A 23,839-nucleotide genomic window follows, 5' to 3' on the forward strand; every position below is an offset into this window, starting at 1 on the left:
TCTGAAAATGTGCTTCTTAGAAATTTTATTTAAAATAAGTCTAAATAAATTTTGTAAACTAATTTTCTCCAATTATTTTTGCGTAATTATTTTTATTAAATCTAAATAAACATGAAAAACAAATTCTACTTTACCGCAATATTTTTGGTAACAACCCTTGCTTCTGCTCAAGAAAATTCGTTTTTAGACCAAGAAACTGAAAAAGATACCGTGAAACCAAAAAAATACATTTTAGAAGAAGTTATTGTTGCTGGTTCGCACCAAAATACCCCTAATGTAAGTAAATCAAACATAAAAGAAATGGATTTGCCTCAAGCTACCAGTAGCATCTCTTCGGAGGTATTACAAAAACAACAAGTAAAATCTCTTACTGATGTTTTAAAAAATGCTAATGGTGTTTACATTATGGGAACTAGTGGTGGTTATCAAGAAGAAATCGCTTCTAGAGGATTTTCTTTACGTAGTGATAATACGTTTAAAAATGGAATTCGATATTATAATGGTATGATGATAGAAACATCAGGGCTTGAAAAAGTTGAATTTTTAAAAGGAAGTGCTGCTATGTTATATGGAAACGTTGCTCCTGGTGGTGTTCTGAATTTGGTTACCAAAAAACCGAAGAAAAACTTTGGTGGTGCAATTGGTTTTGCACAAGGTAGTTTTAGTACTTACAAACCAACATTTGATGTTTATGATGGACTTGGAGCCAAAAAAAATGTTGCTTTTCGAATTAACGGAACTTATGAAAACGCTGAAAGTTATAGAAATTATGTAACTTCTGAAAAATATTATATCAATCCTTCTTTTTCTTTCCAACTATCTGAAAAAACCGAATTATTAGTAGAAGCGGATTACACCAATGATTCTAGAACTCCAGATTTTGGAGCAGGTGTTATTAATTACGAGATTGTAGATTTACCAAGAAATCGATTTTTAGGTGTTAGTTGGGGAAGGTATGATGCGGAACAACTATCGAGTACACTTACTTTAACACATAAAATCAATGAAAATTGGAGCGTAAATTTTATAAACGGAATTCGTTACTATCAAACCAACCTTTTAGCCAATGCACGACCGAATACCGGTGGTTTAATTTCTGAAAATGGGGATTGGAATAGAAGCATACAAAAAGCAGATTCTAAAGATAATTATTTCACCCAACAAGCGAATTTAAATGGTTTGTTTGCACTTGGCACAACAAAACATAATGTTTTATTTGGAGCTGATGTTGAAAATTTTAAAAATTATGCCACGAGATACAACAATGCTTCATATGATACGATAAATATTTTTGAAGACTATAATCCAGATACAGAAACCGCAATTCCTGACATTACAAAAAATAGGTTAACCACTACTCCTATCAGTCGTTTTGGAATTTATATACAAGATTTAGTAAGTCTTACTGAAAAATGGAAAGTGCTAGCAGGTGTACGATACAGTTATCAAGATACAGAAACGAATGTAGTAACGTATAACAATAATACCTCAACAACGACAAATAATTATGATGATGCTTTTTCACCAAGAGTAGGTTTAATTTACCAACCTACTAAAAATCATACAGTTTTTGCAACGTATTCCAATTCATTTGATGTAAATACAGGTGCCGATATTAATAATGAACCACTAAAACCTTCTATCATTGATCAATATGAAGTAGGTTTTAAAAATAAATTATTCAAAGAAATTATCCAGGCTAATGTTACTTTTTATCAAATTAACAATAACAACTTAGCACAAACTTCATTAGTAGATCCTAATTTTAAAGAATTAGCAGGTTCCATTAGAAGTGAAGGCGTAGAAATTGACATTATTACCAAACCATTCCAAGGTTTACAAATAGTGGCTGGTTATAGCTTTAATGAAACAAAATACGTAAAAAGTAATACGTATGTTGAAGGCAGTTTATTGCGATATAACCCAAAGAATACGGCTAATCTTAGTGCAAATTACAGCTTTGAAGCAGGACGCCTGAAAGGTTTAAATCTAGGCTTAATCAACACCTATTTTGGTGAAAGATATGCAGGAAGATCAACACAAGTAAGAGTTGCAAATGATACCCGACAATTAATATATTTGCAAGATTTTTTTCAAGTAGATGCTACTGTTGGTTATCAATTTAAAAAAGCAACGCTTAGAGCCAAACTAAGTAATGTTTTTAATGAATTAAGCTATAATGCTCATGATGACAACAGCTTAAACCCAATTGCTCCTAGAAATTTTTCAATTGCTTTACAATACAATCTTTAATATTTATTATAAATGAAACCAACTACTGTTAGAAACCTCCATAGAGATTTAGGCTATATTTATTTAGGTTTAATTATTTCCTTTGCTTTTTCTGGAATTCTGATGAATCATAGAGAGCATTGGCATCCTGAAAAATATACTTTAGAAGCCAAAGAAATTCATGTTACGCTCCCTGAAAATGAAAAAGACATTACTGATGCTTATGCTGAAAATCTAGCAAAAGAATTAAAAATTGAAGATAAAATCCGACGACACAATGTAAGAAAAGGTAAATTTAGAATGCAATTTGAAAATACAGAAGTCGAAATTGATTTAAAATCGGGTGATGGAGAAATTGTTTCTTTTATTAAAACACCAATCATTAGTCAAAGTATGTTTTTACATAAAAATACATCGAATTGGTGGATTTATTTTTCTGATATTTTTGGTATTTCTCTAATCCTAATTGCTGTTACAGGTGCAATAATGATCAAACATGGAAAGCATACTTTTAAACGAAGAGGCTGGAAATTAACACTTGCTGGTCTACTCTTCCCTATCTTATTTTTGATTTTTTCATAAAAAATATTTCAATTCAAAATCCTCAATAAAAATTCTATTGAGGATTTTTTTTCTGCGTATATATTCAAACAACACTTTTAAAATTTACAACATTCAAGTTTTATTTTGTTATATTTTTATATTAAATAAGTCTAAATAAATTTTGTATATTTCTTTTGACATGTGTATTTTTGCATTATTATTTTAATTTAATCTAAATAAAATGTACAAACAAATTTTACCCGCTATTTTAATTTTCACATCCTTATCGCTTTTCAGTCAAGAAACGAATGAAACTCAAAAAGATACCATAAATAAATTAAAGGAAGTTACCATTACAAGCAACTATAAATACAGTCGTGAGAAAAGTAATACAGTTGCTAAAATGCCTCTTAAAAACATAGAAAATCCACAAGTCTACAATTTAGTTACGAATGAATTATTAAAAGAACAAGTAGTCACAAACCTTAACGATGCTTTAAAAAATGCAACAGGGGTAACCAGGCTTTGGGAATCTACCGGTAGAAATGGTGATGGTGCTGAGTTTTATTCGATGCGTGGTTTTTCCGTTCAACCTTCAATGATAAATGGATTGCCCGCTTTAAGTAATACTACAATTGACCCAATTAATATCGACAATATTGAAGTAATTAAAGGTCCCTCAGGAACATTATTTGGTAGTAGTGTTATCTCCTATGGTGGTTTGATAAATATTGTTACCAAAAAACCATATTATAAATTTGGAGGTGAAATCAGTTATAATTCTGGAACTTACGGATTAAACAGAGTCACAACCGACCTTAACCTTCCTCTAAATGATAAAGCTGCAGTAAGAGTGAACGCGGCTTATGAAAATGGTGAATCTTTTCAAGATGCAGGTTTTACCAATTCTTTATTTGTAGCTCCATCTTTGAAATATCAGGTAAATGACAAATTAACGTTCTACATTAATACCGAAATTTATAAAAATACTTCTGCAAAAGCGGCTATGATTTTCTTGAGTAGATACTCCCCATTGTCTTTTGATTCAATGGATTTATTTGAAAAAAATTATAAAAAATCATTCACTGCAAATGATTTAACTATAAATACTAATTCTTTCAATATACAAGCACAGGCTTTCTATACCTTATCTGATAAATGGACTTCCCAAACAGTGTTGTCAAAAAGTACCACTAAAACGAATGGATATTACCAATATTTATGGGATTCCGCTAATGGAGATGAATTTACACGTTTTATTTCAAAAGCGATTGGTACCAATTACACAACAGATATTCAACAAAACTTTATAGGTGACTTCAAAATTGGTTCATTACGTAATAGATTAACCGTTGGTTTAGATTACTTTAATTCAAGATTAACGAATGGTGGCCCAGGTTGGGTAAGCTATGGAACTGTTTCTTTAGTAAATGGTACCGATTTAAATGGTGGCAATCCAACTGTTTTAACTCAAGCAGGTGTAGATAATGCTTTGGTTGGTTCTTTTAGTCCCAATTCAGACGCTACGCAAGAAATTTTTAGCGCTTATTTTTCAGATGTACTAAATATTACGGATAAATTAGCTGTAATGACAAGCTTACGATTGGATAATTTTGGTGGAAAACCGTCACAATACGATGCTGAAGAAATTGATAATCAAACTTATTTGTCACCTAAATTCGGTCTCGTATATCAAATCATTGAAAACAAGGTTTCTGTTTTTGGAAATTACATGAATGGATTTAAAAATATTACACCACAAACAGTTGCAAATGTTGATGGTAGCAATCAAAGAATTGCTTCTTATGATCCAGAACATGCGAATCAAATAGAATTTGGAGTGAAAACCAATTTATTCAAAGACATTTTAACTGCTTCCGTAAGTTATTATGATATTTCTGTTCAAAACATATTAATGGCTGATCCTAATAATCCGAATAGTTTTACACAAGGTGGTGAAGTGGAAAGCAAAGGGGTTGAAGTAAGTCTAATTGTAAACCCCACTAAAGGATTAAATATTATTACTGGAATAAGTAACAACAAAAGTAAAGTCATAGAAGAAACTCCTGGAGGAGGTTACTTAGGTTTACGACCAGAACAAGCTGGACCAGAAACACTACTTAATTTATGGGCCAATTATACCTTAACTGAAGGCTCTCTAAAAGGGTTAGGAATAGGTTTTGGTGGAAACTATGCGAGTGTCTATAAAACTTTAAATAGAGCTAATATTGGTACTTTTGAAATTCCTTCTTATACCGTTTTAAATTCGGCTTTATCATACAATACAGAAAATTTCAACTTTGCATTAAAAATCAATAATCTATGGAATGAAAAGTATTTTGCAGGTTGGTCAACTGTAACACCTCAACAATTACGAAATGTCGTAGCTGGTTTAACTTATAAATTTTAGTAATTCCTTTCTAAGACGTTTCAACGTATTGAAACGTCTTAGTTTTTTAATCAAACGATTATGAATTTTAAAAAAAGTATTCGAAAAATACATCTTTGGTTAGGATTAACTTCTGGTATCATTGTTTTTATTGTGGCTGTAACAGGTTGCTTTTATGCATTTCAGGAGGAAATTCTTCAACTAACTGAAACCTATAAAAAAGTTAAAAAACAAGAACACGATTTTTTGCTACCCAGCCAATTAAAAAGTATTGGACAACAGCAACTACCCCACAAACATATTCATGCGGTTCAGTATAGAGGAAAGGAACAAGCCGCTGAAGTCATCTTTTATAATGCGGAACCATTATACTATGACATTTGTTACGTTAATCCTTATACTGGAGAAGTATTACGAACGGTAAATGAACTTTCTGGTTTTTTTAGATTTATTTTAGATGGTCATTTTTATCTTTGGTTACCTGAAAAAATAGGACAAACGGTTATTGCTTCTGCCACATTAATTTTTGTTTTACTTATTATTTCTGGTTTCATACTTTGGTTTCCCAAAAATAAAAAAGCGGCTAAACAACGTTTTTGGTTTCAATGGAAAAATACTACGAAATGGAAGCGTAAAAATTATGATGTACATAATATTACTGGTTTTTATGTTTTATCCATTGCACTCATCTTTGCAGTTACGGGTTTAGTTTGGGGTTTTCCTTGGTTTGCCTATTCGTATTACACGGTAATTGGTGGCAAAAAATCATTAGTGTATGAAGAACCTGCATTTACTAAAACAGATTCTCCTTTGATTGTAGATAATCCATTGGATAAAGTTTGGATTAAAATGCAAGAAGAATATCCAAATGCATCCGCTATTGAAGTACATCCACCTGAAAAAGCAGATGGAATAATTGCAGCTAATGCTAATGTAGGAAAAGGTACTTATTGGCAAACCGATTATCGCTATTTTGATCCGTACACTTTAGAAGAAAAAGAAGTGGAACATATTTATGGAAAACTAGACCACGCAACAGCTTCAGATAAAATTATGCGCATGAATTATGACATACATACAGGTGCAATAATGGGTTTACCAGGAAAAATTTTTGCGTTCTTAATTAGCTTACTTATTGCTAGTTTGCCTATAACGGGTTTTCTAATTTGGTGGGGAAAGAGAAATAAATAAATTTAGACTATCACTTTTAAGGAAAGAAAAAAATACTTTTATAAAAACATCCTGTAAGCCGTTAATTCAATATTTTATATCTTTGAGTAACTTAGAATTTACAGGATTTTGTGGTATAAAGTCATCATATTATTTTTCATTTGTTCTCTTTGCACTAGTTCAATGGCGCAAGAAAAAAAAGCAATCGATTCAACTTATATCAAAACATTTCCAGATAAAGTTTCTGTGCGATTAAATGTAGATACACAAGAAGATTTGTTCTCCTTAAATGATACAGAAGATAACAAAAAACTTACTCTTCAATCCAATACTACTTTTAGGCTTTTTATATCTTTAGATTATAAGTTTATAGGTGGTAGCATCGGGTTTGCCCCAAAATTTATTTCAGATAATAATGATGAATTTTTAAAAGGGAAATCTTCGTATACGAATTATAAATTTCGATTTTTCTTAGGCAAATGGGTACAAGGCATTGAGTTTTCCAAAGTAAGAGGATTCTATGTAGAAAATTCGCAAGATTATATTGCAAATTGGACCGAGAATAAAGATCCCTACATCCAATTTCCAGATTTAAAATATTTAACTATAGGTTTGAATACCAGTTATGTTTTCAATCCAAAATTTTCTTATCGCAATATTCTTTTTCAATCAGAATGGCAGCAAAAAAGTGCAGGTAGTTTTATACCCACTTTGTACTATGATTACAATAGAACTTCTTTACAACTTGAATCCACTAAGATAGCCGAAGATTTTTTTAATATTCGATTGGCTTTAGGTTATTACTATACTTTGGTTATCCAAAAAAAAGGATTTGTTTCCGTTTATTTAGCACCAGCGTATGGAATTCGATTTTCTAAAAACACAAACACTTCTCAAAATGAAACCACTATATCTAAAGACACGTATAGTACCCAATATTTAGATGGCGGACTACAATTAGGATATAGTTCGGATCATTTCATTTTTGGAACTCATCTAAATTTTTCAGCAAATGCTTACAAAGAAGAAGGGTCAAAAACCATCAGTCAAGGGAAGAGCTATTTGCTTTTTTACATTGGGTATCGTTTTAGTCCTCCAAAACGAGTGGCTCGTTTCGTAGATAAAATAACACCTAAAAAGAAAAATAAGGACTAATTATTTTTTAAATTATATAACATTTTAAGGAAAAACTATAACACTGTCAGGCTATTTTACGAGTAATTTTATACAATGAAAGACCCAAAAAAAATAGCATTTTATAAAAGAAAGCGATATATCTTTATCGCTATACTTGTGTTAGGTCTTCTAATTTTTAGAATCTACTTACCTACATTGGTGAAAAACCAAATCAACAAAACATTGGCTACTATTCCGGGTTATAATGGCTACGTGAATGATGTTGACATTGCTTTAATTAGAGGTGCTTATATAATAAAAGGTATGTATTTAAATAAGTTAAATCCAAAAACTGAAATTCCTTTCTTAAAGTTTCCTAAAAGCGACATTTCTATTGAATGGAAATCGCTTTTCAAAGGTAAAATTGTAAGTGAAGTAATATTATACAATCCTGATGCTATTTATGTGTTTGAAGATCAAAATTCTAAAGGAAAGGAACCCGATGTAGACGATTGGACCAAAGCCTTAACTGAAATTATTCCTATCGACATCAACCATTTTGAAATTCATAACGGAAAAGTTGCTTTTGTACAAATACAAGCCAGTCCAGACATTGATTTGCACATTGAAAAAATTGAACTTTACGCAGATAATCTTAGAAATGTAGTAGCCAAATCTCGCACCTTACCTTCTCCTTTCCATGCTACTGGAATATCTGTTGGCAATGGTAAAATGACATTGGATGGAAATATCAATTTAATAAAAGAAATTCCTGATATGGATTTAACTTTTTCACTTCAATCGGCCAATGCTACAGCATTAAATGATTTTTCCAAACATTATGCAGGTATTGATTTTGAAAAAGGTACTTTTGAATTGTATAGCGAAGTGGCTATTGCGGATGGTTATCTAAAAGGATATATCAAACCTCTTTTAAAAGATTCGAAATTAATTGGAAAAGAAGATGGATTTTTTGAAAAACTATGGGAAGGTTTTGTCGGTTTCTTTAAATTTGCTCTCAAAAATCAACGTACCAATACCTTAGCCACTAAAGTTCCTATTGAAGGAGATTTAAAAAATGTAAAAGCAGGAGTTTGGCCAACTGTTATTCATATTTTTCAAAATGCTTGGATTGAAGCTTTTAAAAGACAAGTGGATAATGATGTCGAATTCAGAGATGCATTCCAAGAAGCGCAAAAGGAATCAAAAAAAGAGAAGAAAAAATAATGAAGAAAATCATTTTTAGTTTTTTTAAAATTGTAATTATACTCTATGTACTGCTTTGTAGTGTTTTGTATTTCTTTCAAGAAAAAATCATTTTTTTACCCACAAAATTAAACCCCAATTTTCAATTTAAATTCAAGCAACCTTTTGAGGAAAGGAATTTTATAACTTCAGATGGAAAAAAATTAAATGGTTTACTTTTTAAATCTGTACCTTCTAAAGGGCTCGTCTTTTATTTGCATGGCAACGCAGGTAATTTGAGTTCGTGGGGTTTTGCTGCTGAGACCTATACACGTTTAGGCTATGATGTTTTTATTCTTGATTATCGTGGTTATGGCAAAAGCGAAGGCGAAATTAAAAACCAACAACAACTTTTTGATGATGCTACTTTAGTATACCAAATCATAAAACAAGAATATGATGAGAATCGAATTGTAATTACTGGCTACTCAATTGGTTCTGGAATTGCTTCCTATCTCGCGGCAACGAACCATCCTAAAATGCTTATCTTACAAGCTCCTTATTACAATCTTGTTGATATGATGCAACAAAAAATGCCTTTTGTACCCACTTTTATTTTAAAATATAAATTAGAGAACAATCGCTATTTAAAAAGTTGTCATTGTCCTATATACCTTTTTCATGGAAAAGAAGATACAATTATACCCTTTCAGTCTTCTCAAAAATTACAAAAAGAATGTAACAGGGTTTCCCAACTCATTTTATTAGATGACCTAGGGCACAATGGTATGAATGAAAATTCTATGTATCAATCTGAAATTGAAAAAATTTTAAATGACAGAAGAATATAAAAAAAGAATCAATGCTGTTTTTGAATTTATAGATGCCAATTTGGATAACGAATTGTCGCTAGAAAAAGTGGCGCAAATGGCTTACTATTCCCCTTTTCATTTTCATCGCATTTTTAAAATGATTACCAATGAAACGCTGAATCAGTATATCATTCGCAGAAAAATTGAAAAAGCAGCTGCCTTATTAATACACAAAAAAGAACTTACAATTACCGAAATTGTTCATCAATTAGGGTTTACAAGCAACGCCGTTTTTACAAGAACATTTAAAAACTATTACCATCAAAACCCTTCCGATTTTAGAAAAACACATCCTCATAAATTTAGCAAGATAAGTCAAGTGGATAGCAAGAATAGTCAACAAAAGGAAAGTTATGAAACCTACATTTGTAACCTTATTAATCTTAAAAACTTTACGACTATGCATGCAAAAATTGAAATTAAAGAATGGGTTACCCAACCTTATGCCTATGTAACTCATATCGGAGTTAAAGGAGTAGAAAAAGCCTTTCAAAAAATTATTCAATGGTGTGCTCCAAAACAAATTTTAGAAGACCACAGCTGCAAAATCATTCGTGTTTTTCACGATAGTTTTAAAATTACTGCTCCTGATAAAGTACGCATGAGCATCGGTGTGACTTTAACCGAAAAAATAAAAACTCACGGTGATATTAGTATTGCAGAATTACCAAAAGGAAAATATATTGTAGGTAGTTATGAATTGTCAATTGAAGATTTAGAAAAAGCATGGACTGGTTTATTTATATGGATGAATGAAAATGGGTATAAAAAAGCAAATTATAATCCGTTTGAAGTGTATCATAATGATTTTAATAAGCATCCTGAAAAAAAAGCAATTATCGATTTGTATATTCCTGTTGAATAATATTTAATTAAAATTTGTGCTCATTTTTTTTTATATTTGAGAGAAGAAACAAATTAAATTTCAATACATTATGATAAAAAAATTACATGTACTTTTTTTTAGTTTACTTTTTACTTTCGTCTTTTCGCAATCTTATACTCCTTTTTTAAATAATTCAAAGTGGAATCTTACCGTGGCCAATTTTGGTGGCTCATATAATTTAGTAATCAATGAAGGAGTTGATGTTGTTGTAGGAGCTTACACCTATAAAAAATTTGTAGATCCATTTTTTAATAATGATGTTTATATTCGGGAAGATGTAGCATCCAAAAAAGTATATAGACTTGTAAATTCAGTGGATCAATTATTATATGATTTTAGTTTACAAATCTCTGATATGATAACACTTTCAAATGGTATTACCTACACTGTAACTTCTATCACAGACGTTACTATAAATGGTGGTACCAGAAAAAAATACAATTTGTATAATTTTGCTGGTGGAGAAACTTGGATTGAAGGCATAGGTAGTAATCGTCATCCTTTATTTCCTTCTTATGAATTACCAAGTGATCCTTATGTTTATATGACTTGTAGTTCGCAAAATGGACAAGATGTATACAATCATGGACTTGCAAATGGCTCTACTCCTACAGATTGTTCAATGTTAAGTACAGATAATTATCATTTGAATGATAAAAATATAGTTTTTTTTCCTAATCCATTTCAACATGAAGTAACAATCACATCAGAAACGCGTCTTGAAAATGCACAATTGATGTTGTTTAACTCATTAGGACAACTTGTTAGGTTAATGGAAAACATAAATGGTACTTCGTTTACAATTAACAGAGAAAACTTAAATAATGGAATCTATTTATTTGAACTAATGGAAAATTCAAAAGTGGTTAAAAAAAGTAAAATAATGATTACAAATTGATTTTTTACTCATTTTTCCTTTTACTAGATTTTGGTAATTCCTTTATTTTTAATACTTTTAAAGGACTAAATTAGTTATTATGAAAACGACAAAACGATTTGATACTGCTGTAAAAAAACTATATCAAGCTTTTCATAATAATACCTTGCATCCTGAATCGTGTACACAATGTGCCGTTGGTAACATTTTGGATAATACCGATTCTTGGAAACATTTATCAGACAATCATGGCTCCCTACAACTCAACTATGTGGGTTTAGTAAATCAAAGATTAGGGAAACGTTTTAATGGGTACACACCGCTTGAATTATTACAAATTGAAATGGCATTTTTAACGCATTGTGGTTATCAATTACCCTTACAATTAAATCGTAAAAAAACAAAAACACCTTCTAAAGACATTTTATTTAAAGGTTTAGAAGCTGTTGTTGCCCAACTTTGTGCATTGGATCATATTCCAAATGTAATGGATTGTTCTCAATTATTTCAATACCAAAATACGAAAGCAACAGCAATGACATTCGCATAAATCGTCCCAATATTTAATAAAGAATCTAAAACACCAATTAGTACTGCTTTGGTGTTTTTTTTATATTTACTTTAACAAACAAACAAACAAACAATGAACGATACTTCCAAACCACGACTTTTAGCCTTAGACACTTTAAGAGGATTTGATATGTTTTGGATAATTGGTGGTGATTTGTTTTTTAAAGCATTAGGAAAAGAAACCAATTGGGTTTGGGCAGACCTTTTTGCTAGACAAATGGATCATGCTGAATGGGAAGGGTTTTATGCCTACGACTTAATTTTTCCTTTGTTTATGTTTATCTCTGGAGTTGCCATTCCATATGCTTTATTCAGTCAGTTAGAAAAAGGAAAAACGACAAAAGAGTTGTATCCCAAAATTTTAAAAAGAGCTTTTATACTTATTGTATTAGGAATTATTTACAACGGTGGTTTGAATTTTCAATTCGATACGTTGCGCATTGCTAGTGTTTTGGGACAAATAGGTATTGCTTATGCTATAGCAGCTTTCATTGGTATACATTTTAAAAATTTTAAAACCCTACTTTTTTGGGTCATCGGAATTTTAGTAGGTTATGCTGTTTTACAATTGGTTGTTCCAGTACCTAATTTTGGAGCAGGTAATTTAACTCCAGATGGAAGTATAAACAGTTATTTGGACCAATTATTACTTCCTGGAAAATTGTATGGAACTGTCTTTGATCCAGAAGGCATTTTATGCATTATTTCGGCTTCAGCCATTACCCTGATGGGAACGTTGGCAGGAATTATTTTGCGTTCTCATTTCTTTTCACCTTATAAAAAAGTACAACTATTCATTATAACCGGAATCGTTTTAATTGGATTGGCATTACTTTTAGAAAACGTATATCCGATTATCAAATCGATTTGGACATCTACTTTCAATTTGTTGACAGGAGGTATCAGTTTTATTTTATTAGCACTATTCTATTTGGTTATTGATGTTTGGAAATACCAAAAATGGACCTTTGTTTTTAGAGTCATTGGTTTAAATGCTATTGCTATTTATATGGCAGTCGCTATGATACATTTTCAAGCCACCTCTACTTTTATTTTTGACGGAATAGCCTCTCTATTTGGAAATTTCAAACCCATTATTTTAATCTTAGGATTACTAATTGTAGAATGGTTGTTCTTATTCTTTTTATATAAAAAGAAGATTTTTATTAAAGTGTAATTGAATAATCAATCTAAGCTTTTAACTACTTTGTTTATATTTGCGCTAGCAACTGTATTATCCTATGAAATTTTCAATTAACTTAATACTCTTATTCCTAATTTCAAATATTTACTCCCAAAGTAAAACTCTAACAAATGAAGATTTTGAGAAACTGAAATTAAAAATTAAATTAGAAATAAGAAATAATTTAGATAGTGCTTATTATTATTGCGATGTAATTGAAAAATCAAACAATTATCTTCATAAATCTTTTTCAGAAGGATACAAAGCTTATGTATATGAATTAAAAAAGGATACATTATCTTCAAATGAGCATCTTATTAAAGCAAATAATTATTTAAAAAAAATAAAAAATTCTCCTTTAAAATATGAAATTGAGTGTCAAATAATAAATTTAAGCGGTTTAATAGATCGCAATAGAAATAAATATAGTGATGCTTTGCAGAAATTTGAAAAAGGAAAAATAATTGCTACAGAAAATAAGGATCAAAAATTCATTCTAAAATTCAATAATAATTTAGCATCTTTAAACGCTGATATTCAAAATTATAATCTTGCAATAAATTCTCTAAAAGACAACAATAACTTACTTAACAATAGTAGACAATTATATACGGAAAATGAATTTAATAAAAGTAAGAGTCTAATCACTTATAATATTGGTAATTATTATCAAGATTTATACATACGCGACAAAGTTTTAAAAGATTTAGATTCAGCAGAATATTATTTCAATGAAACACTTCTTTATACCAATAATTTATTGAATGATAAAATTAGAGCAATATGTGATTTAGCATCCATTAAATTATTTAAAAAAGAGTATAAAAAAGCAGAAAGTTACTATAATACTGCCAACGCTTTAGCAAATGAAAAAAAATTCGTAAACGAGCAAATAACAATAAAATATAATCTAGGTTACTTAAATTATATTCAAAAAAAATATGAGAAATCGCTAATCTATTTTAGAGAAGTTGATTCAATTAGTAATTTAAAAAAATTTTATAGTGAAGAATTTTTAAAATCTAACTTTTATCAAGGAAAAATTTATTATTATTTAAAAAACAATGAAGAAGGATTAAAACATTTGAATATTTATTCTGAAGAATATAAAAAATATGAAAATAATATTATTAATCACGCTTTTAAGATTAATACCGAAATTAGCGCATTAGATATAAACAAAGAAGTTGAATCCTTAAAAAAAGTTATTGAAAAAGAAAACTTATATACTTCTTTATGGAAATCATTAGTAGTTATCATTCTTATTTCTCTATTGTTAATTGCATTTAAATTTTACTATGAAAAAAATAAAGCAAATCAGAAAGTTGAAAAACTATTAAATGAATTTAAAGCAAATAAAACTATAGATTCTAGTTTTAATATGGATCAAAAAATGGTTATTGATGATGATAAGGAAAAAGAAATATTAGAAAAACTAAAAACATTAATAGATAATAAATACTTTTTAAGCCAAGATTTTAATCAACAAAATGTAGCTAAGAAAATTAAAACAAATACTACTTATTTATCACAAATAGTAAACAAAAACTTTAAAAAGACATTTAGAGAATATTCAAATGAATTAAAAATTAATTATGCTATCCAAGAATTAATTAATAATCCTACTTACAGGAAATATTCTACACAAGCCATCGCTGAAAGTGTAGGTTTTAAGAATAATGTATCCTTTACTAAATCATTTAAAAAAAGAGCAGGTGTTTCTCCTGCTCAGTTTATTATAAAAATTAATAATACACAATAGATTATGGATTTCCAAGTTTTGGATTGTTTTTAGTTGGATCACCATCATCACCCATACCAGGTCCATTCGTAGTATCTGTATTTGTATCTGGAGGTGGTAGATTTCTCACATTCGGATCTAAATTTTCTAATTCTCCACCCAAAATATTTTTCTTTTGTCCAATAGTTAAACTATTCTCTGAAAAGGCATTTAAGGATAAAAACTTTACTTTCATATTTCTCATTTTAATTTATTAATGTAAAATTACAGATAATAATTGATTTAAAAACAATTCTTCTCCTTCGTTGACAATTCTCAGCAGTAACAAACACAATTACCTAAAAAACAATTCATTAACACAGAAAAACTATTATATTTTTTATAAAATGTGTACTACATTTTTTATAAAACATCTAATACTATGCTTTTTTTATGTCATTTTAATAAAGAGATTTGCCAAAGAAATAAAATTTTAGAAAAGACAAAATGAGATACAATTTCGAGTCTTATTAAAAATGAATTTTATATTAAAATAAAAATATTGTTGCAACACTAGTCAAAACTTTCAATTGACTTAAAAGGTTTGAAAGAAATTATTTAAACACAAATTTTATCAAATAACATCTAACAACAGATTTATTTAAAGTATTAATTTTTTAAAATAAACTTATGAAAAATATTTTTTTAAGAGTAGCTCTACTAATAGTATTTGCCTTTGCATTTAACTCCTGTTCACACGAAAGTATAAGTGAAGAACTACAAATGGAAAAAGATAACAATACAATGTTACAAAGAGATCCTGCAGACTCTAATAATAATGGTTCAAATGTATTTACACATTCAGATGCAGACAATCCGGATGGTGAAGCTAGTGGTGGAGGTGGAAGTTCAACACAATGTGTAAAAAATGAGTACAGTAATGTTAGTGAAAACAACAATACATATACAATGAAAGGAACAAAAGTTTTTCAAACAAACAATCCTGCATCTTTAATTTCCTTTTATATGGATTATGATGTTACTGTTGCAAAAAATGCCCAAGGAACATATTATTTAACAAATTCAGAAATTTCACTTGCGAAATATGATTGTGGACACCCATTTTTACAAGAAATAATATATTCAAGCAGATCTGCAGTTGTTGTTGGTAATAAATTGCATGTAATTATGAGCTTTCAAGCGGTTTATAGATATCCTTCTATTGATGAAAACCCAGAACCAGATGTATACAGAGAAAATTTTAGTTCGACTAAAGTTTTTGATTTACCATAAATAAATAAAAAAGGCTATTCAAAAGAACGAATAGCCTTTTTTAATAGATAATTATTGATAAAAATAATTTTTATCACATAACAAAAATAATTTGTTTAGCTTATTATATTATTTTACTGGAATATTTTCTAAAATTTCCAATACAAATTTCCAGTATTTTTGAGCCGAAGAGATACTTGCTCTTTCATCTGGACTGTGTGCACCATGAATGGTTGGTCCAAAAGAAATCATATCCATGTCTGGATAATTCGTCCCTAAAATACCACATTCTAAACCTGCATGACAAGCCACTACATGGGCTTTACTTCCATTTTGCTTTTCATAAATAGTAGTTAGCACATCTAAAATTTCAGAATTAGCATTTGGTGTCCAACCAGGGTAACTTCCTGAAAATTCTACTTCACAACCCATTAATTCGAAAGCAGAACGAAGTGCATTTGCCAAATCAAACTTAGCCGTTTCAACGGAAGAACGAGTCAAACATTGTATGTTTAATTTTCCTTCACCTACAGTTACTTTGGCAATATTGTTAGATGTTTCTACTAAGTTATCAAAATCAGCACTCATTCTATACACGCCATTATGTGCAGTATACAAAGCACGCACTAAATAATATTGTGCCATTGGAGGCATTACCTTAGCAGGAGTTGTTTCCGATTTTTCAATTACAATTTGTAAATTCGGTTCTGTCGTTTTTAATTCTGTTTTAATTTCCGAAATAATATCTTGCATGTCAAAAACGAAAGCTTCATCATAAACATTAGCAATAATTACCTGAGCCACGCTTTCTCTTGGAATTGCATTTCGTAAACTTCCCCCTTTAATAGAGGCAATTTGTAAACCAAAATTATCAAAACCATCAAACAACAAACGATTCATAATTTTGTTTGCATTTCCTAATCCTTTATGAATATCCATACCAGAATGACCTCCTTGTAATCCTTTCACGGTAATAGTATATCCAACTGAACCTTCAGGAGTGTCTTCTTCATCGTATTCTGCTACAGCTGTAACATCTACTCCACCAGCACAACCAATATCAATTTCGTCATCTTCTTCCGTATCTAAGTTTAGTAAAATTTCACCTTCAAGCATACCGCCTTGCAAGCCCATAGCACCTGTCATTCCCGTTTCTTCATCTATCGTAAATAACGCTTCAATAGCAGGATGTGGAATATCTTTACTTTCTAAAATAGCCATAATAGTTGCTACTCCTAACCCATTATCAGCTCCTAAAGTAGTTCCTTTGGCACGAACCCAATCACCATCAACGTACATTTCAATACCTTGTGTATCAAAATCAAAAACGGTATCGTTATTTTTTTGATGCACCATATCTAAATGCGATTGCATGACAATGGTTTTTCTGTTTTCCATTCCTGAAGTGGCTGGTTTTTTTATAATGACATTTCCAACTTGGTCTTTTATGGTTTCAAAGCCTAATTTTTTTCCAAAGTCCATCATAAAAGCAATCACACGCTCTTCTTTTTTTGAAGGTCTGGGTACTGCATTTAAATCGGCAAATTTGTTCCAAAGTGCTTTAGGCTCTAAGTTTCTTACTTCTTGACTCATGTTACTTTATAATTTCAAGGTTTTAACATGCCAAAGTTACAAAGTTTAAATGCTTTACTAAATGATTTCTAATTATATTTACGTTTAAAATTGATGCTTTGAAGAAAAAATATATTTTACCGCTTTCTTTACTCCTACAAATTCTTATTGTAAAATTAATTGCATTATTTCCAGAAAGTGTTGAAAAGTGGTACAGTAACGGTTTATATCCAAAAATTGCCTTTGTTTCTAGAAACAGTTTGGGTTGGATTCCTTTCTCTATTGGAGATCTCCTCTATTTTATTCTCATCTTTTTTCTGCTAAGGTGGTTTTGGAAAAACAGAAAAGGATTTTTTAAAAATTGGAAAACCAATGGATTAACCGTCATGAGTTGGTTTGCGATATTCTATTTCTTCTTCAATATTTTATGGGGTTTGAATTATTATCGGGTTCCATTAAACAAAAAATTAGATATTCCAAAAGAATACACCTTGGCACAATTAGAAGCTTTCACCGATAAAATGATTCGCAAGACCAATGCTTTACAAGAGAAAATTACGGGTACTGATTCGTTAGCAGTAACGATTCCTTATACGGAAGCAGAAATTTTTACATTAGCGATAAAAGGGTATCAAAACTTACCCGAAAACCTAAAAGAGTTTCAATACAAGCATCAAAGTATAAAAGGTTCGTTATTGAGTTATCCGTTAAGTTATATGGGTTTTGGTGGGTATTTGAATCCGTTTACCAATGAAGCTCAAGTAAACACTCTAAAACCCAAATACAATTGCCCGATGACTACCTGTCACGAAATGGCACATCAAACTGGTATTGGAAGCGAAAGTGAGTGTAATTTTATTGGTTTTCTAGCTGCAATAAAAAATGAAGATATTTATTTTCAGTATTCCGCTTATAATTTTATCACACGTTATTGTTTAGGAAATTTAGAAAAAATGGAAGAAGGCAAAAGCAAACCTTTTTTTGAAAAACTCAACAAAGGAGTGGTAAAAAACTTAGATGAAAACGAAGCCTTTTGGGAAAGTTACCACACTCCTATCGATACCTTTTTTGAATATTTCTATGATAACTTTTTAAAGATGAACCAACAAAAAGACGGTTTAGAAAGTTATAGTAAATTTGTGGGTTTGATGATTGGGTATGAAGAAATTAGTGGTTAGTGAAGAGTGATTAGTTTTCAGTTAATACTTTGAAATAAAACATCACAATTGTAATAGTAATAACTTAAAACCATTAAGTCATTTGGTTTAACAATCTTAATCACTTGCCAATTATATTTTTCAACATGAAAATTAATAATACCAAAAGGAGAGTCATCTTTTAATTTTATAATTGGTAGTGCATTTCCATCTATAAATTGCTCTACAATAATTCCAGTAGAATTAGTTAGATTATTTTCTCTTTGAATATTTCTAACAATCATTCCAACAACTAGTTCTTGCCATGAAACATTAATCCATTCTGAAGATTGAATAATTTTATTTACTTCATTAATAGTCTGTTGAACTTTTAATATTTGTTTGTTTTTTTGTATTTTATTTTCACGAATTAATAAAATTTCACCAGAAACCTCATTTAAATTTTTAATAAAAAAATCTTCCCAATTTTCAATGGCTTTTTCAATTAACTCATCAAAATCACAAATAAAATTATCATTAAAATCTACAATATCAGCCTTAAATTGAACATTAGAATCCATTATATTATGATAGACCTTCGATAAGGGAAAATTTATATCCCAGGATTTTCTAATATTTGTAATTTTTGGGTCTAATTTAGACCTTCTAGTTTTTGTTAATGGATAACCATGCTTCTCTGAATTAGATAAATCAGCTATTATAGATAAGTGAATTGAGTCATCAATTATCATTTCAACAACTTTTTGATTTAAATTTCTCTCAGATAAAAATTTTTTTAAATTATCTTTTATATTTGCTATATTATGAATAATGAGGATAATTCTATTAAAAAAATCTAACTTTTCATCTTCAGTTGTAATCCCTGCTCCCAATTTAACAGTCAAATATCTTTTACCGTTATTTTCTCCTTCTTCTGTAACGGGAATCATAGGTTGTTTAAAATCGTAATAAAGTTCAATCGCCTTATATAACAAAGATATTCTTTGTTGAATATTATTAAAATCCATATCTAAATCTCATCAGTAGTAAAAGTGGCGATTTGTTTCTTTTTATAAGGTCTGATGATTAACCGAGCTTCTCTGTCAAAACGAACATAATTATACACCCAATTTAAAAAGACTACCGCTTTATTCTTAAAACCAATTAGAGAAAAAAGATGTACAAACATCCAAACAAACCAAGCGAAAACACCCGAAAAATGATAATGGGGTAAATCGACAACCGCTTTATTACGACCAATGGTTGCCATAGAGCCTTTGTCTTTATATACAAAAGGTTTCATTTCTTTTTTATCTAATAAACGCGCTAAATTTTCAGACAAATGTTTGCCTTGCTGAATGGCAGGTTGTGCCATCATAGGATGTCCTTGTGGATACTCTTCTAAAGACATGGAAGCAATATCTCCAATAGCAAATATGTTATCATAACCTTCTACTTGGTTGTAAGCATTCACTTTAATGCGATCGGCTCTTGCTATTAAAGAATGTACATTAAGGCCGTTAACCAAAGCACCTTGCACACCTGCTGTCCAAATTACTGTAGCACTATCAAAAGTTAAATCGGAATTAGTGGTTACTACTCTACTGTCATACCCTGTCACACGTACATTTTTCCAAACACTTACTCCGAGTTTAATTAAAAACTCTTCCGCTTTTTGAGATGCATTCTCACTCATGGTATTCAAAATACGATCACCACTTTGAATGAGATTGATTTCCATTTTTCGAATGTCTAAATCAGGGTAATCTTTTGGTAAAATGGCCTTTTTCATTTCTGCCAATGCACCAGCAAGTTCTACACCTGTTGGTCCACCACCCACTAAAACAAAGTTCATTAAACTATGTCTTTCATCGATATCATTAGTTAATAAAGCCTGTTCAAAGTTTTCTAAAATAAGACTACGAATGTTTAAGGATTGTGGAATCGTCTTCATGGCCATGCAATTGCGTTCCATTTCTTTATTCCCAAAAAAGTTCGTTTTTGAACCGGTAGCAATTACCAGATAATCGTATTTTAATTCACCAATATCGGCAATAATTTTATTGTTATTGGAATCAATTTCTTTTACGTCTGCTAAACGAAAGTAAAAGTCTTTATGCTCTTGTACTACTTTACGAATAGGATATGCAATAGAATCGGGTTCTAAACCACCTGTAGCAACTTGATACATTAAAGGTTGGAAATTGTGGTAATTATGTTTGTCTAATAATACCACTTGCACTTTTTTATTTCTTAATCTTTTGGCTAAAGCGATGCCTGCAAATCCTCCTCCTATAATTACAATTCTAGGAAAACTACTACGAGGTATATTCATTTTTGAGATACTTAATTTGGTATACCCAAAGATACGCATTTATTGATGGATTTTATACTATTCAAAAAGCATTTATGAAGTCACTTGAAGGAATAAATAGTTATAAGTATTGAAATGAATCCTTTAAAAATTGAAATTGCTATTCAATTTGTTATTGCCATTGTTATTGTTATTGTTATTGCTATTGCTATTATATTTCTAGCCCTGATAGTAGTGGAAATCTTTTTGAAATCCTTTTTTTATTTTTGTTAAAAGGACAAAACGACCGTAGGAAGTTCTTGTGCTTATTAGAAAAATACAAAATGATTTCAAAAAATTGTAACGAATAGCAGGAAATGGCTACTTATAGTTCTATGAATCCAACATCGGAAGAAATTTTTGTAAAACAGTTGCAGGAAAATCAGAATATAATCCACAAGATTTGTCGGTTATATACTACTGATGAGGATGCGCATAATGATTTGTTTCAGGAAATCACCATCCAATTATGGAAGGCTTTTCCTAAGTTTAGAGGAGATTCAAAATTTACTACTTGGGCATATCGTGTAGGTTTAAATACCGCTATTACCTTATACAGAAAAAAGAAAAAATCAATAAATACTATAGAATTTGACAGTACTTTTCATAAAGTAAAACAAGAAGATTACAACTATGAAGAGGAAGAGCAGTTAAAACTCTTGTATAGTGCCATAAGCGAGTTGAATGATATAGAAAAGGCATTAATATTTTTATATCTAGAAGATAAAGACTATGCTGAAATTTCAGAAACACTTGGTATTAGCGAAGTAAATGCCAGAGTGAAAATGAACAGAGTGAAAGGAAAATTAAAAAAAATATTAAATCCGTAATTGAATGGATGAATTAGAAATATTAAAAAAAGATTGGAAAAAAAGAGAACATTCCTTTAACCAACTTACCGAAAAAGACATTTATAAAATGCTTCATAAAAGATCTTCTTCTATTGTGAAATGGATTTTAATTATCAGTATTTTAGAGATTGTCTTATGGCTTACTTTAAGCTTCTTTACAACAGATGAACATTATTTCAAAACACTTGAAATGTATCATTTAAATAAAATTATACCAATAATTACTATTATTAATTATGGTATTATTATTTTCTTCATCTTTCAGTTTTATAAAAATTTTAAAAATATTAATACTACTGAAACGGTAAAAAAACTAATGCAATCCATCATTAAAACTAGAAAAACAGTAAAATACTATGTATGGTATAATCTAATGATGTCTTTTATTCTGTTTATTCTTGTTTTTACATTTCAATTTAAATATGATCCTAATTTAAATGAAGTCATTGAAAAAGCGACACAAAATGTAAATCCGAATGTATTCTATACTCTCTTATTTGCAGCTTATACCGTTTGCGTATTAATTATTATAGGTGTGATATGGTTATTTTATAAACTACTGTATGGTATTTTATTAAAACGATTGAATAGAAATTACAAAGAATTAGAAAAATTAGATTTATAACTAAATATATTTCATTATGATACGAATTATTGTAGACTTAGTTAAATTTTCTGTAGTATTTGCCCTTATGATTTTTAGTTATTTAGCCAATGCACAAAAATTGGAAAATAGTTTATTATGGAAAATTTCTGGTAATGGTATTGAAAAACCATCCTATTTATATGGAACCATGCATGCCGTATGTGAAACCAATATAAATGATGCTGTTTTAAAAGCATTTGATGAAACTTCGCAATTATATCTTGAGATTGATATGGATGACCCTAATTTACAAGCTACCATGATGCGTAAAATAATGATGAATGATGGGGTAACTATTAGTTCTTTAATAACGAAAGATGAAGCAAAAAAACTAGATACCTTCCTAAAAGATAATATTGGTTTTTCTTTACAAATGATAGATACATTCAAACCCTTTATGATTAGTTCTATGTATTTACCAAAATTATTGGATTGTCCTATGAAAGCGGTTGACATGGAACTTATGAAAATTGCTAAAGAGCAAAATGAAGAGATTTATGGATTAGAATCTATTGAAGATCAAATGAACGTTTTTGATAAAATACCCTACAAAATACAAGTAGAAGAACTCTTAAAAGCTTCCAATGATAATTTAATTTCAGATAAAGATGAAATGGCCAAAATGCTTGCCGTTTATAAAAGCGAAAATATTGAAGGTATGTTATCAATATCAAAAGAATCGGAAAGCAAGATGTTTACTGAATATGAAAATGATTTAATAGTGCAAAGAAATAAAAACTGGATTCCTGTAATTGAAGAAACGACTAAACTAAAACCCACTTTTTTTGCTGTTGGTGCAGCTCATTTAGCAGGTGAAGAAGGAGTTATTAAATTACTTAGAAAAAATGGATATAAAGTTGAAGCTGTTAATTAAAAATATTACAATAGAAAACTTGACAAGAGGATAATTAATCCTCTTTTTTTATAGCTCTACTTTTAGGAAAGTTGGTATCATTAGATACCTTCAGCTTTTACTCCATGATCTATCTATCTCTAATTCTAATGATCTTTTGGTTTATTTCTCAAGTGTAAAGAATTATTCCAATAAAATCAACTGGATTTTAGATATCGCTAGTGTTTTAAAAGACAAAACTATTCCTAAAAGACTAGATGAACTAGTTAAATTAAAAGGTATTGGTCGAAAATCAGCCAATGTTATTTTAAGAGAAACCCATCAAAGCCCTGAAGGCATTCTAGTTGACTTACATGTTTTACGAGTGGTGCCTCGATTTGGATTAACTCCACAATATAAAGACGCCAATAAAA

The 23,839-nt window shown here is 29.8% G+C and carries 21 protein-coding genes and 1 pseudogene; 18 read left to right on the forward strand and 4 right to left on the reverse strand.

Going from position 1 to position 23,839, the window contains the following annotated elements; all coding sequences use genetic code 11:
* The first annotated feature begins 111 nt into the window (after positions 1–111).
* From NHF47_RS12515 to NHF47_RS12570, 12 genes are all read left to right on the forward strand, one after another.
* Positions 112–2,253, forward strand: a complete 2,142-nt coding sequence (locus NHF47_RS12515) for a TonB-dependent siderophore receptor (protein ID WP_252765245.1) — start codon at positions 112–114, stop codon at positions 2,251–2,253.
* Positions 2,254–2,265: 12 nt separating this feature from the next.
* Positions 2,266–2,814, forward strand: a complete 549-nt coding sequence (locus NHF47_RS12520) for a PepSY-associated TM helix domain-containing protein (RefSeq protein WP_252765246.1) — start codon at positions 2,266–2,268, stop codon at positions 2,812–2,814.
* Positions 2,815–3,016: 202 nt separating this feature from the next.
* Positions 3,017–5,185: a TonB-dependent siderophore receptor gene (locus NHF47_RS12525; protein ID WP_252765247.1), complete on the forward strand. Its 2,169-nt coding sequence runs from the start codon at positions 3,017–3,019 to the stop codon at positions 5,183–5,185.
* Between the two features lie 60 nt (positions 5,186–5,245).
* Positions 5,246–6,355, forward strand: a complete 1,110-nt coding sequence (locus tag NHF47_RS12530) for a PepSY domain-containing protein (RefSeq protein WP_252765248.1) — start codon at positions 5,246–5,248, stop codon at positions 6,353–6,355.
* Positions 6,356–6,517: 162 nt separating this feature from the next.
* Positions 6,518–7,489 carry a DUF4421 family protein gene (locus NHF47_RS12535; protein ID WP_252765249.1) on the forward strand — a complete coding sequence of 324 codons (972 nt, stop codon included), beginning with the start codon at positions 6,518–6,520 and terminating at the stop codon, positions 7,487–7,489.
* Positions 7,490–7,564: 75 nt separating this feature from the next.
* On the forward strand, positions 7,565–8,677 hold the full coding sequence (locus tag NHF47_RS12540; protein WP_252765250.1) for a DUF748 domain-containing protein: 1,113 nt from the start codon (positions 7,565–7,567) through the stop codon (positions 8,675–8,677).
* Complete coding sequence (locus tag NHF47_RS12545) at positions 8,677–9,486, forward strand: alpha/beta hydrolase (RefSeq protein ID WP_252765251.1); 810 nt, start codon at positions 8,677–8,679, stop codon at positions 9,484–9,486. Before NHF47_RS12540 ends, NHF47_RS12545 begins: the two co-directional genes overlap by 1 nt.
* A complete protein-coding gene (locus NHF47_RS12550) occupies positions 9,470–10,372 on the forward strand; it encodes a GyrI-like domain-containing protein (protein ID WP_252765252.1) in 903 nt (300 codons plus the stop codon). Before NHF47_RS12545 ends, NHF47_RS12550 begins: the two co-directional genes overlap by 17 nt.
* A gap of 70 nt (positions 10,373–10,442) precedes the next feature.
* Entirely contained in the window at positions 10,443–11,291 is an 849-nt protein-coding gene (locus tag NHF47_RS12555; RefSeq protein ID WP_252765253.1) for a T9SS type A sorting domain-containing protein, read from the forward strand.
* Positions 11,292–11,370: 79 nt separating this feature from the next.
* Positions 11,371–11,820: a Na(+)-translocating NADH-quinone reductase subunit F gene (locus NHF47_RS12560; RefSeq protein ID WP_252765254.1), complete on the forward strand. Its 450-nt coding sequence runs from the start codon at positions 11,371–11,373 to the stop codon at positions 11,818–11,820.
* 93 nt (positions 11,821–11,913) lie between these two features.
* The gene (locus tag NHF47_RS12565; RefSeq protein WP_252765255.1) at positions 11,914–13,017 is read left to right on the forward strand and encodes an acyltransferase family protein; all 1,104 of its coding nucleotides are present in this window, start codon (positions 11,914–11,916) and stop codon (positions 13,015–13,017) included.
* Between the two features lie 64 nt (positions 13,018–13,081).
* Positions 13,082–14,785: an AraC family transcriptional regulator gene (locus NHF47_RS12570; RefSeq protein ID WP_252765256.1), complete on the forward strand. Its 1,704-nt coding sequence runs from the start codon at positions 13,082–13,084 to the stop codon at positions 14,783–14,785.
* 1 nt (position 14,786) lies between these two features.
* Here NHF47_RS12570 and NHF47_RS12575 read toward each other — a convergent pair whose 3' ends face one another.
* On the reverse strand, positions 14,787–14,999 hold the full coding sequence (locus NHF47_RS12575; protein WP_252765257.1) for a hypothetical protein: 213 nt from the start codon (positions 14,997–14,999) through the stop codon (positions 14,787–14,789).
* A 434-nt stretch (positions 15,000–15,433) separates the two neighbouring features.
* On the opposite strand from NHF47_RS12575, the gene NHF47_RS12580 reads away from it, so the two are divergent.
* Entirely contained in the window at positions 15,434–16,036 is a 603-nt protein-coding gene (locus tag NHF47_RS12580; protein WP_252765258.1) for a hypothetical protein, read from the forward strand.
* 108 nt (positions 16,037–16,144) lie between these two features.
* On the opposite strand, the gene NHF47_RS12585 is transcribed toward NHF47_RS12580, so the two are convergent.
* Positions 16,145–17,608: an aminoacyl-histidine dipeptidase gene (locus tag NHF47_RS12585; RefSeq protein WP_252765259.1), complete on the reverse strand. Its 1,464-nt coding sequence runs from the start codon at positions 17,606–17,608 to the stop codon at positions 16,145–16,147.
* A gap of 98 nt (positions 17,609–17,706) precedes the next feature.
* Between NHF47_RS12585 and NHF47_RS12590 the strand changes: the two genes are divergently transcribed.
* Complete coding sequence (locus NHF47_RS12590; RefSeq protein WP_252765260.1) at positions 17,707–18,765, forward strand: DUF3810 domain-containing protein; 1,059 nt, start codon at positions 17,707–17,709, stop codon at positions 18,763–18,765.
* A gap of 17 nt (positions 18,766–18,782) precedes the next feature.
* Here the strand turns inward: NHF47_RS12590 and NHF47_RS12595 are convergent, their stop codons facing one another.
* Positions 18,783–19,751 (reverse strand): hypothetical protein, encoded by a 969-nt coding sequence (locus tag NHF47_RS12595; protein ID WP_252765261.1) that lies wholly within the window; start codon positions 19,749–19,751, stop codon positions 18,783–18,785.
* 2 nt (positions 19,752–19,753) lie between these two features.
* Positions 19,754–21,058, reverse strand: coding sequence for an NAD(P)/FAD-dependent oxidoreductase (locus NHF47_RS12600; protein ID WP_252765262.1), 1,305 nt, complete (start codon positions 21,056–21,058; stop codon positions 19,754–19,756).
* Positions 21,059–21,411: 353 nt separating this feature from the next.
* Here NHF47_RS12600 and NHF47_RS12605 point away from each other — a divergent pair, with 353 nt between their 5' ends.
* From NHF47_RS12605 to NHF47_RS12620, 4 genes and pseudogenes are all read left to right on the forward strand, one after another.
* Positions 21,412–21,906: an RNA polymerase sigma factor gene (locus tag NHF47_RS12605; RefSeq protein WP_140996939.1), complete on the forward strand. Its 495-nt coding sequence runs from the start codon at positions 21,412–21,414 to the stop codon at positions 21,904–21,906.
* Positions 21,907–21,910: 4 nt separating this feature from the next.
* Positions 21,911–22,552, forward strand: a complete 642-nt coding sequence (locus NHF47_RS12610) for a hypothetical protein (protein ID WP_252765263.1) — start codon at positions 21,911–21,913, stop codon at positions 22,550–22,552.
* A 16-nt stretch (positions 22,553–22,568) separates the two neighbouring features.
* Entirely contained in the window at positions 22,569–23,447 is an 879-nt protein-coding gene (locus NHF47_RS12615) for a TraB/GumN family protein (RefSeq protein WP_252765264.1), read from the forward strand.
* 136 nt (positions 23,448–23,583) lie between these two features.
* Positions 23,584–23,839 (forward strand): annotated as a pseudogene (locus tag NHF47_RS12620) (endonuclease III); the annotation flags it as partial.

The sequence above is a fragment of the Flavobacterium sp. NRK F7 genome, assembly GCF_024054195.1.
Classification (GTDB): domain Bacteria; phylum Bacteroidota; class Bacteroidia; order Flavobacteriales; family Flavobacteriaceae; genus Flavobacterium.

What these genes read in the sequence shown, in the direction of transcription:
- NHF47_RS12515 (WP_252765245.1), top strand. Translation starts at nt 112, where the DNA reads ATGAAAAACAAATTCTACTTTACCGCAATATTTTTGGTAACAACCCTT.
- NHF47_RS12520 (WP_252765246.1), top strand. Translation starts at nt 2,266, where the DNA reads ATGAAACCAACTACTGTTAGAAACCTCCATAGAGATTTAGGCTATATT.
- NHF47_RS12525 (WP_252765247.1), top strand. Translation starts at nt 3,017, where the DNA reads ATGTACAAACAAATTTTACCCGCTATTTTAATTTTCACATCCTTATCG.
- NHF47_RS12530 (WP_252765248.1), top strand. Translation starts at nt 5,246, where the DNA reads ATGAATTTTAAAAAAAGTATTCGAAAAATACATCTTTGGTTAGGATTA.
- NHF47_RS12535 (WP_252765249.1), top strand. Translation starts at nt 6,518, where the DNA reads ATGGCGCAAGAAAAAAAAGCAATCGATTCAACTTATATCAAAACATTT.
- NHF47_RS12540 (WP_252765250.1), top strand. Translation starts at nt 7,565, where the DNA reads ATGAAAGACCCAAAAAAAATAGCATTTTATAAAAGAAAGCGATATATC.
- NHF47_RS12545 (WP_252765251.1), top strand. Translation starts at nt 8,677, where the DNA reads ATGAAGAAAATCATTTTTAGTTTTTTTAAAATTGTAATTATACTCTAT.
- NHF47_RS12550 (WP_252765252.1), top strand. Translation starts at nt 9,470, where the DNA reads ATGACAGAAGAATATAAAAAAAGAATCAATGCTGTTTTTGAATTTATA.
- NHF47_RS12555 (WP_252765253.1), top strand. Translation starts at nt 10,443, where the DNA reads ATGATAAAAAAATTACATGTACTTTTTTTTAGTTTACTTTTTACTTTC.
- NHF47_RS12560 (WP_252765254.1), top strand. Translation starts at nt 11,371, where the DNA reads ATGAAAACGACAAAACGATTTGATACTGCTGTAAAAAAACTATATCAA.
- NHF47_RS12565 (WP_252765255.1), top strand. Translation starts at nt 11,914, where the DNA reads ATGAACGATACTTCCAAACCACGACTTTTAGCCTTAGACACTTTAAGA.
- NHF47_RS12570 (WP_252765256.1), top strand. Translation starts at nt 13,082, where the DNA reads ATGAAATTTTCAATTAACTTAATACTCTTATTCCTAATTTCAAATATT.
- NHF47_RS12575 (WP_252765257.1), bottom strand. Translation starts at nt 14,999, where the DNA reads ATGAAAGTAAAGTTTTTATCCTTAAATGCCTTTTCAGAGAATAGTTTA.
- NHF47_RS12580 (WP_252765258.1), top strand. Translation starts at nt 15,434, where the DNA reads ATGAAAAATATTTTTTTAAGAGTAGCTCTACTAATAGTATTTGCCTTT.
- NHF47_RS12585 (WP_252765259.1), bottom strand. Translation starts at nt 17,608, where the DNA reads ATGAGTCAAGAAGTAAGAAACTTAGAGCCTAAAGCACTTTGGAACAAA.
- NHF47_RS12595 (WP_252765261.1), bottom strand. Translation starts at nt 19,751, where the DNA reads ATGGATTTTAATAATATTCAACAAAGAATATCTTTGTTATATAAGGCG.
- NHF47_RS12600 (WP_252765262.1), bottom strand. Translation starts at nt 21,058, where the DNA reads ATGAATATACCTCGTAGTAGTTTTCCTAGAATTGTAATTATAGGAGGA.
- NHF47_RS12605 (WP_140996939.1), top strand. Translation starts at nt 21,412, where the DNA reads ATGAATCCAACATCGGAAGAAATTTTTGTAAAACAGTTGCAGGAAAAT.
- NHF47_RS12610 (WP_252765263.1), top strand. Translation starts at nt 21,911, where the DNA reads ATGGATGAATTAGAAATATTAAAAAAAGATTGGAAAAAAAGAGAACAT.
- NHF47_RS12615 (WP_252765264.1), top strand. Translation starts at nt 22,569, where the DNA reads ATGATACGAATTATTGTAGACTTAGTTAAATTTTCTGTAGTATTTGCC.